The following is a 7,528-nucleotide window of genomic DNA, read 5'->3' as shown; positions in this document are numbered from 1 at the left end:
TATCGAAACCCGATCGTCGGGCCACCCCTGCCGGTGTGGCCGCGCTCATTCGTCCCCTGAGATTGCGCATCCGTCACGCGCAGGACCCTCTTGACTCCCTGGTGGGGCACGTCTGTGGACCGACCGAGAATTCTCTGGACACAGGGTGAGCACCTTCATAGAGTGCGACGTAGATCACGACTGAGCGTGAACCATAAGGAGGAGCGACATGGGTATGAAGCAGCGGATTTCTAAGGTCGGTGCCGGCGTGGCCGTCGCTGGACCGTTGGCCGTCTCCGGTGCGGTGCCAGCGCAGGCGCTGACGGACTCCGGTCGGCAGGACTGCAGCGCAGGACTCCTCCTGTCGGGCACCTACGGCTACTGCTACTACCCGTACTGACTCGCCGGCACCGATGACTTCATTACGCATTCCTGCGACGGCCGCCCTGGTGGCGGCCGTCGCCCTGACCCTCACCGGTTGCGTCGGTCGGGAGTCTGCGGGCCTCGGCGGTTCATCCACGGTCGCCGCTCCCCCCACCGCGACGGCCGAGAAGACCTGGGACGCCTCGCAGTGGGTTCCCACCGAGAGGATCGAACCCCTCCTGACGACGGAGGCGGAGAAGGAGCGCGCCTACCGTGAGCAAGTCGCGCGGCACGCTCAGGGGGCGGGAATGCCCGCGCCGCCTCAGGTGGAGCGCTCCGGGTGGTACGCCACGTCCCTCGAGTCGGACCGCATGGTGTCCACATGCCTGGCCGAGGCCGGGTGGCCGAACTCGGTCGGTCCGACCGGGGGAATTCAGATCGACACCCCACCTGAGTCCCAGAGGTCTGCTTTCGAGGCGGCCTACGTGACCTGCTACGCACAGCACCCGGTGGATCCGAGCTACACCCAGGACTGGACCGATCCGCAGCTCCGCCTCGTCTATGACTACTGGGACCAATACCTCATCCCGTGTCTCGAGGCCTACGGCTACACGGTCGACACCTCCGCGCGCCCCTCCAAAGAGGCATTCGTCTCCGCGTTCTACACTCCAGGCCGCCACCAGTGGTGGCCCTTCGAGGACAGCATGAGGGGCGTGTCGGCAGAACGCCAGGCCGAGGTCGCGCAGACATGCCCGGAGCTTCCGCCGCAGGATGTCTTCTGGGGGTCATCCGGATGAATCGCCCCGCCCGCTGGGCCGCCCTCGTCCTTGCGCTCGTGGCCGTCGCCGCGCTCGCCTTCTGGGCCGGCCGGGTCACGCTCACCCCTCCGGCTCAGGCCGAGCAGCGTCCGGCCGCGAGCGCCCTCGTCACCGTCGCCGAGCAGGAGCTCGGCCGCGTCATCACCCTCGGCGTCTCCGTGTCGCGCGAGCAGACGCCGGCGGCGGTGAACGCGCTGACCGGCGTCGTCACCCGGGCCGGAGAGTCCGGCGAGGTGGCTGCCGGGGAGGTGCTGTACGCCGTCGCCCAGAAGCCCGTGCTCGTCCTCCAGGGCGAGCTTCCCCAGTGGCGCCCTCTCGGGGAGGGCACTTCCGGCGACGACGTCGCCGCGTTCCAGCGCATGCTTGCCGCCACCGGCGCGAAGGCGGAGGCCACCGGCACGTGGGACGAGGCCACCGCGGACGCCTGGGACGACTGGCTCACCGAACGCGGCTACCCCGCCGCGGACACCGTGGAGCTCGGCCAGCTCGTGGTCCTCGACGCCCTCCCCGCGCCCCTCAGCGTGGACGCGAAGACCACCGCCGTCGGCACCACCCTCGCCGGCGGCGAGAACGTGGTGGCCCGCCCCGGCGACCAACCGGACTTCGCCCTCGAGGTCAACCAGGAGCAGGCCGCCCTCATCCCGGCCGGCACCCAGGTCACCGTGCCCCACGGCGAACACGAATGGAAGGCCGTCGCCGGCGAGTCCACCTCCGACGAGCAGGGCCTGATCCGCATCACCCTCACCGCCCCGGACGGCGGCGTGGTCTGCGGCGAGGACTGCGACACCCTGCCCGCCGACGCCACCACCTCCCTGCTCTCCCAGGTCAGCGTGGTCCCGCCCGTCTCCGGGCCCGTGGTCCCCGTGTCCGCCCTGCGCACCCAGCCAGACGGCGCCGCGACGGTCACGGTGGTCCGGGACGGCGCCGCGGAGGACCGCACCGTCACCGTCCTCGGCTCCGCCGACGGCCTCGCCGTCGTGGACGGCGTGGACGCCGGCGAGCAGGTGCGCGTGCTGAACGGCACCCGATGACGGGGCCCGCCACCCCGGGCACGCCCGCCGCCCCCGTCGTCCCCGCCGCCCTCGCCGTCGAGGACCTGCGCTTCGCCTACACCCGCGCCGCCGAGGAGCTGTTCGACGGCCTCACCCACGCGTTCACGCCGGGCGCCGTCACCGCCCTCACCGGACCCTCCGGGCGCGGCAAGTCCACCCTCCTGTACGTGCTCGGGCTCATGCTCACGCCCACCTCCGGAGTGGTGCGCCTCGGCGACGTCGACGCCTCCACCCGCCCGGACCGGGAGCGCTCCCGCCTGCGCGCCACCTCCGTGGGATTCGTGTTCCAGGACTCGGAGCTGGACCCGTCCCGCCCCATCCTGGACTCCGTGGTGGAGCCCGGCCTCTACGCCGGGTTGGAGCGCCAGACGCTCGAGGACCGGGCACGGGCGCTGCTCGAGCGCTTCGGCCTCGCCCACCGCGCCGACCACCGGCCCGGGCAGGTCTCCGGCGGGCAGGCGCAGCGGGTGGCCGTGTGCCGCGCCCTCGTGAACGCGCCCGTCGTCGTCCTCGCGGACGAGCCCACGGGCAACCTCGACCCGGACAACGCCGGCCTCGTCATGGACGCCCTCGCCGATGCCGCCGCCGAGGGGCGCACCGTGGTGGTCGCCACCCACGACCCCGCCGTCGTCGCCCGCGCCGACGAGGTGGTGCGGCTGTGAACCGGGAGGACCGCCCATGAACCTGCGCACCCTGCTGCGTGAAGCCGTCACCGCCGCACGCACCTCTCCCGTGCCCTCCGCCCTCGTGCTGCTCGTGGTGGCCGCCATGTGCTTCGCCGCCGTGGCCACCGTGGGCAGGCAGGCCGCCACCGAGGCGGCCGTCGCCGCAGAGCTCTCCGGCCCCGGCGCCCGCGTGCTCACCGTCACCGACACCGGCGGCACCGGTTTCCTCACCGGCGCCACCGCGGCCACCCTCGCCGGACTCGACACCGCCGAGGCCGCCCTCGCCCGGGACTCGCCCATGGACGCCGTGAACACCGGGATCGGCCGGGGCGGCGCCCGCGTGGCCGTGACGAACGTGGTCGGCACCCTGGACCGTGGCATCGAGCTGACCCGCGGCCGCCTGCCCGCCCCCGGCGAGGTGGTGGTCCCCGAGGCCAAGCTCGCCGAGCTCGGCCTCGCCCAGCCCTCCGGAGCGATCGAGGCCACGGACGGCCGCCAGTGGGCCGTCGTCGGGGCGTTCCAGGCCCAGGACCCCTTCCAGGACCTCGACGGCTACGCCCTCACCGTCCCCGCCGCCCCGGACGCCCTCGTGATGCAGCAGGTCCGCGTCCTCGCCGCCGACACCGCCGGCACCCGCGCCATGCAGGAGGCCGCGCTCGCCGTGATCGACCCCGACCCGCGCTCCTCGCAGGTGCAGCCCGCGCGGGCGCTGGCCGCCGGCAACGAGACGATCACCGGGGAGCTGGCCGGGCTCGGCCGGTCCCTGCTGCTGCTCATCCTCGGGGCGGGCGCCTTCTTCGTGGCGATCGTGGTGCTCGCCGACGTGCTCATCCGTCGCCGTGACCTCGGCCGCCGCCGCACCCTGGGCATCGGCCGCGCGGACCTCGTGCTGCTCGTGGCGGCCCGCACCGCCGCCCCGGCGATGCTCGGGGCGGCGGTGGGCGCGGGGGCCGGCCACGGCCTGGTCCTGGCCCAGGGGAGCGCTCTGGGATCGGCCTTCGTGGTGGGCGCGGCCGTGCTGGCCGTGCTCACCGCCGTGGTGGCCAGCCTGCTCCCGGCGGCCTTCGCGGCCTTCCGGGACCCGGTGCGGGTGATGCGCACCGCCTGACCCCTTCCGCCCGCCGGCCGCGTTCTCGCCCGCCTCGATTCCCGCGCGTCGCCCGCCGCGCGTCGGCCGCCGCAGTGCGCGTGCCGCCGGATCAGAAGGTGTAGGGCACGCGCTCCCAGGTCAGCAGCGGCTGCTGGGCGTTCTTGCCCTTGCCCGCGGAGTTCGGCGCCACGGTGAAGCGGGTCCACTCGTTCGAGGTGGCGTCGCCCTCCACGGTCACGCGCTGCAGGTTGGCCACCGGGGCCACACCGTACACGTCCAGCCACGGGGAGCCGGCGGCGAGGGGTGCGTCGGCGGTGTAGCGGTGGGAGTCGCCGTTGATCAGGTACACCGGCTTGCCGAACTCGCGGGAGAGGTCGGCGATCAACCGCACGGTCTTGGTGAACGCCTGCGACGCCGCCGCGTCCTCCGGCGAGATCACGCCGCCCTCGGCCAGGCGTGGCTCGAACATGTCGGCCTGGAGCATCAGCACCACGCCGCGGGCGTTGGTGCGCTCGGCGTCGGTGAAGAGGTCGCGGATCAGGGCGTGGTTGGCGGCGTCGCGGTGGGCCACCTCGGCGCGCTGTTCCGGGGTCTGCTCCGTCAGGCCGAGGCCGGACCACGGCAGCGTCGAGTTCTGCGAGCCCTGCACGTTCACCACGCCGAACTCCACGCGCTGCTCGCGCCAGCGGGCGTTCTCCGGCAGGCCGATCTCGTCCTGGGCATCGAGGCGCATGGAGGTGTCGCCGAGGGTGCGGTCGGCGTGCGGGTAGAAGACGTCGCGGAAGGTGTCCAAGCGCTCGAGCGGGTCGTAGGAGCCGTTGTTCTTCCGGTGGCAGTCGGTCCAATCGTTGTCTCCGGGGGTGAGCACGAGCGGCAGTGCCAGGCGGTCGAACTCGCCGCGGATCATCCAGAAGTACGCGTCGGAGCACTCGGCGGAGCCGGCCTTGATGTCGCCGACGTGTGCAAGGAACTCGAGCTCCCCGGCCTGCGCGGACAGCTCGTCGATCATGTCCGGGAAGCGCTCCACCTGGGCTTGGCCGTAGGGGACGTCTCCGATTACGCCGAACTCGAAGGCGTGCTTCGAGGACGACGACGGCGCTCCGGTGGACGCGGCCGGTGCGGCCTGGGCCGGGGCGGCGGTGAGGGCGGTCAGGCTCGCGGCGGCGGCGGCGAGCAGGGCGAGGGCGCGGGACGATGACGGGCGCATGGTGGCTCCTGGGGGACGGTGGCCTGGCCTGGGGAGGCCAGCCGGGGCGGTGCGCCGGCGAGCGCCGGCGCGGTCACCCTAGGAGGGGGCGGTAGCTGCCGACCCGCTCGCCGGTGACGGCCAGGGGAGGGGCGGGTGACGACGTCGTGAACGCGGCCACACCCGCCGCCGCCCGCACCTGTTGCGTCCGGGGCCGCCGCTACCCTCGAGGGCATGCCCGCATTCGCCGCCGTCCCGATGTCGTCGCCCGCCACGCCCCGCGAGCGGCAGTCGGTGCTGCGCACCCTGCGCACCCCACGGTGGCTGGGCACCGAGGTGCTGGCCGCCGTCGTGGTGGCGCTCGCGCTGATCCCGGAGGCCATCGCGTTCTCGATCATCGCGGGCGTGGACCCGCGCGTCGGCCTGTTCGCCTCCTTCACCATGGCGGTGACCACGGCGATCGTGGGCGGCCGGCCCGCCATGATCTCCGCGGCCACGGGGGCGGTGGCGCTCGTCGTCGCACCGCTGTCCCACGCGTACGGGGTGGGGCACCTCCTGGCCGCGATCATCCTCGGCGGCGTCATCCAGATCCTGCTCGGCGTGTTCGGGGTGGCCCGGCTCATGCGGTTCGTCCCGCGCTCGGTGATGGTGGGGTTCGTCAACGCGTTGGCCATCCTCGTGTTCACCTCGCAGCTGCCCGAGCTGATCGGCGTCCCGTGGCTCGTGTACCCGCTCACGGCGTTGGCCCTGGCGATCGTGGTGCTGTTGCCGCGGCTCACCACTGCGGTGCCTGCGACGCTCGTGGCCGTCGTCGTGGTCACCGCCCTGGTGATGGCCGCCGGCCTGGCCGTGCCGCGCGTGGGGGACCGTGGCGCGCTGCCGGATGCGCTGCCCGTGCTCGGCCTGCCGGACGTCCCGCTGACGTGGGAGACCCTCCGGTTGATCCTGCCGTTCAGCGTCGGCATCGCGTTCGTGGGGTTGCTCGAGTCCCTGCTCACCGCGAAGCTGGTGGACGACATCACGGACACCCGCTCGGACAAGACGCGCGAGTCCTGGGGGCAGGGGGTCGCGAACGTGGTCTCCGGGTTGTTCGGCGGGATGGGCGGCTGTGCCGTGGTGGGGCAGACCATGATGAACGTCAAGGCGAACGGCGCCCGCACCCGGATCTCCACGTTCCTCGCGGGCGTGTTCCTGCTGGTGCTCGTGGTGGCCTTCGGCGGCTTCGTGGCGCAGATCCCCATGGCCGCGCTCGTGGGCGTGATGATGTTCGTGGCCGCCGCGACCTTCGACTGGCACTCGGTGCGCCCCGCCACCCTGCGCGCGATGCCGCGCTCGGAGACCGCCGTCATGGTCGTGACCGTGGCGGCCACGGTGCTCACTCACAACCTCGCGATCGGCGTGGGTGTGGGCGTGCTCGCTGCGCTGGTGCTCTTCGCCCAGCGCGTCTCGCGTCTGGTCACGGTGGTCCGCGAGGTCCACGACGACGGCGACGCCGTCACGTATCGCGTGCACGGCGCCCTGTTCTTCGCGTCCTCGAACGACCTCTACTCGCAGTTCGAGTACGCCCTCGACCCGCCGCGCGTCGTGATCGACATGAGTGCCGCGCACGTGTGGGACGCCTCCACTGTGGCCGCGCTCGACTCGGTGCTGACCAAGTACGCCCGGCACGGGATCCACGCCGAGGTGACGGGGCTGAACGAGGCCTCCGCGGCGATGCACGCGCGCCTCACCGGGCGACTCGGCGCCTGAGCCGGCGGGCTCAGGCGGTGACGAACTCCCACTGGTGCCCGTCCGGGTCGACGATCTCGCGGGAGTGCATGCCGGAGTCGGCCATCTCCTCGCGCAGGTCCTCGGGCAGGGGCACCTCGGCGGCGCCGAGCTCGATCGCCCGGTCCGCCAGGGCGTCCACCGCCGCGGCGTCGCCGACGGTCAGCGCCATGAGGGCGGAGTTAGTGGTGAGGCAGTCGGCGATCTCACGGTTGCCGATGAAGTCGGTGTAGTAGCCGGGGCTGAGGTACATCGCGTACGTCGACTCGGTGAGCTCGATGCACACCGAGTGCTCGTCCGAGTAGTCGTCCATTGCGGTGGCGCCCAGGGTCGTCCAGAACTCACGGATCCGCTCGGTGTCCGTCGTCGGGAGGTTGATGAACACCGGCTGGGAGAACAAGGCCATGGGGAGCACCGTAGACGAGGCGTTCGGCCCGCCGCCACCGCGCGCGTGTCGCGGGCGCGCGGGCGTGGCGTGGGCCACGGAGCCGCTCCCGACGACGGCGCCCGCGGCCTGGCGCGTCCGCCCCCGTTGGTAGCGTGGCCGCCATGAGCGTTCCTCCCTCTGGCCCGCCGGCCGGTCCGCCCGCCGGCTGGCCGCCGTCGGG

The 7,528-nt window shown here is 73.1% G+C and carries 8 protein-coding genes; 6 read left to right on the top strand and 2 right to left on the bottom strand.

Going from position 1 to position 7,528, the window contains the following annotated elements; translation table 11 throughout:
• Positions 1-208: 208 nt before the first annotated feature.
• The 5 genes from SJ20_RS11990 to SJ20_RS06090 are packed head-to-tail and all read left to right on the top strand — an operon-like array spanning position 209 to position 3,985.
• Complete coding sequence (locus SJ20_RS11990; RefSeq protein ID WP_020621742.1) at positions 209-379, top strand: hypothetical protein; 171 nt, start codon at positions 209-211, stop codon at positions 377-379.
• A 49-nt stretch (positions 380-428) separates the two neighbouring features.
• Positions 429-1,139 (top strand): hypothetical protein, encoded by a 711-nt coding sequence (locus tag SJ20_RS06105; protein ID WP_235281268.1) that lies wholly within the window; start codon positions 429-431, stop codon positions 1,137-1,139.
• Entirely contained in the window at positions 1,136-2,191 is a 1,056-nt protein-coding gene (locus tag SJ20_RS06100) for a hypothetical protein (protein WP_044659299.1), read from the top strand. Before SJ20_RS06105 ends, SJ20_RS06100 begins: the two co-directional genes overlap by 4 nt.
• On the top strand, positions 2,188-2,874 hold the full coding sequence (locus SJ20_RS06095) for an ABC transporter ATP-binding protein (RefSeq protein ID WP_020621739.1): 687 nt from the start codon (positions 2,188-2,190) through the stop codon (positions 2,872-2,874). The genes SJ20_RS06100 and SJ20_RS06095 overlap by 4 nt, the downstream gene beginning before the upstream one ends.
• Positions 2,875-2,890: 16 nt before the next feature.
• A complete protein-coding gene (locus SJ20_RS06090; protein WP_044659298.1) occupies positions 2,891-3,985 on the top strand; it encodes a permease in 1,095 nt (364 codons plus the stop codon).
• 91 nt (positions 3,986-4,076) lie between these two features.
• Here the strand turns inward: SJ20_RS06090 and SJ20_RS06085 are convergent, their stop codons facing one another.
• Positions 4,077-5,174: a hypothetical protein gene (locus tag SJ20_RS06085; protein ID WP_044659297.1), complete on the bottom strand. Its 1,098-nt coding sequence runs from the start codon at positions 5,172-5,174 to the stop codon at positions 4,077-4,079.
• 213 nt (positions 5,175-5,387) lie between these two features.
• On the opposite strand from SJ20_RS06085, the gene SJ20_RS06080 reads away from it, so the two are divergent.
• A complete protein-coding gene (locus SJ20_RS06080; protein WP_044659296.1) occupies positions 5,388-6,902 on the top strand; it encodes a SulP family inorganic anion transporter in 1,515 nt (504 codons plus the stop codon).
• A gap of 10 nt (positions 6,903-6,912) precedes the next feature.
• On the opposite strand, the gene SJ20_RS06075 is transcribed toward SJ20_RS06080, so the two are convergent.
• Positions 6,913-7,326 (bottom strand): VOC family protein, encoded by a 414-nt coding sequence (locus tag SJ20_RS06075; RefSeq protein ID WP_020621736.1) that lies wholly within the window; start codon positions 7,324-7,326, stop codon positions 6,913-6,915.
• Positions 7,327-7,528: the final 202 nt, after the last annotated feature.

The organism is Micrococcus sp. MS-ASIII-49, from assembly GCF_000946635.1.
GTDB classification, from domain to species: domain Bacteria; phylum Actinomycetota; class Actinomycetes; order Actinomycetales; family Micrococcaceae; genus Micrococcus; species Micrococcus luteus.
Note: the sequence above shows the minus strand (reverse complement) of the source record. Positions and strands in the feature narration are given on the sequence as shown.

Bases quoted from the DNA above. Each gene is read 5' to 3' on its own strand.
- SJ20_RS06085 (WP_044659297.1), bottom strand. From the start codon at position 5,174: ATGCGCCCGTCATCGTCCCGCGCCCTCGCCCTGCTCGCCGCCGCCGCC.
- SJ20_RS06075 (WP_020621736.1), bottom strand. From the start codon at position 7,326: ATGGCCTTGTTCTCCCAGCCGGTGTTCATCAACCTCCCGACGACGGAC.
- SJ20_RS06080 (WP_044659296.1), top strand. From the start codon at position 5,388: ATGCCCGCATTCGCCGCCGTCCCGATGTCGTCGCCCGCCACGCCCCGC.
- SJ20_RS06100 (WP_044659299.1), top strand. From the start codon at position 1,136: ATGAATCGCCCCGCCCGCTGGGCCGCCCTCGTCCTTGCGCTCGTGGCC.
- SJ20_RS11990 (WP_020621742.1), top strand. From the start codon at position 209: ATGGGTATGAAGCAGCGGATTTCTAAGGTCGGTGCCGGCGTGGCCGTC.
- SJ20_RS06090 (WP_044659298.1), top strand. From the start codon at position 2,891: ATGAACCTGCGCACCCTGCTGCGTGAAGCCGTCACCGCCGCACGCACC.
- SJ20_RS06095 (WP_020621739.1), top strand. From the start codon at position 2,188: ATGACGGGGCCCGCCACCCCGGGCACGCCCGCCGCCCCCGTCGTCCCC.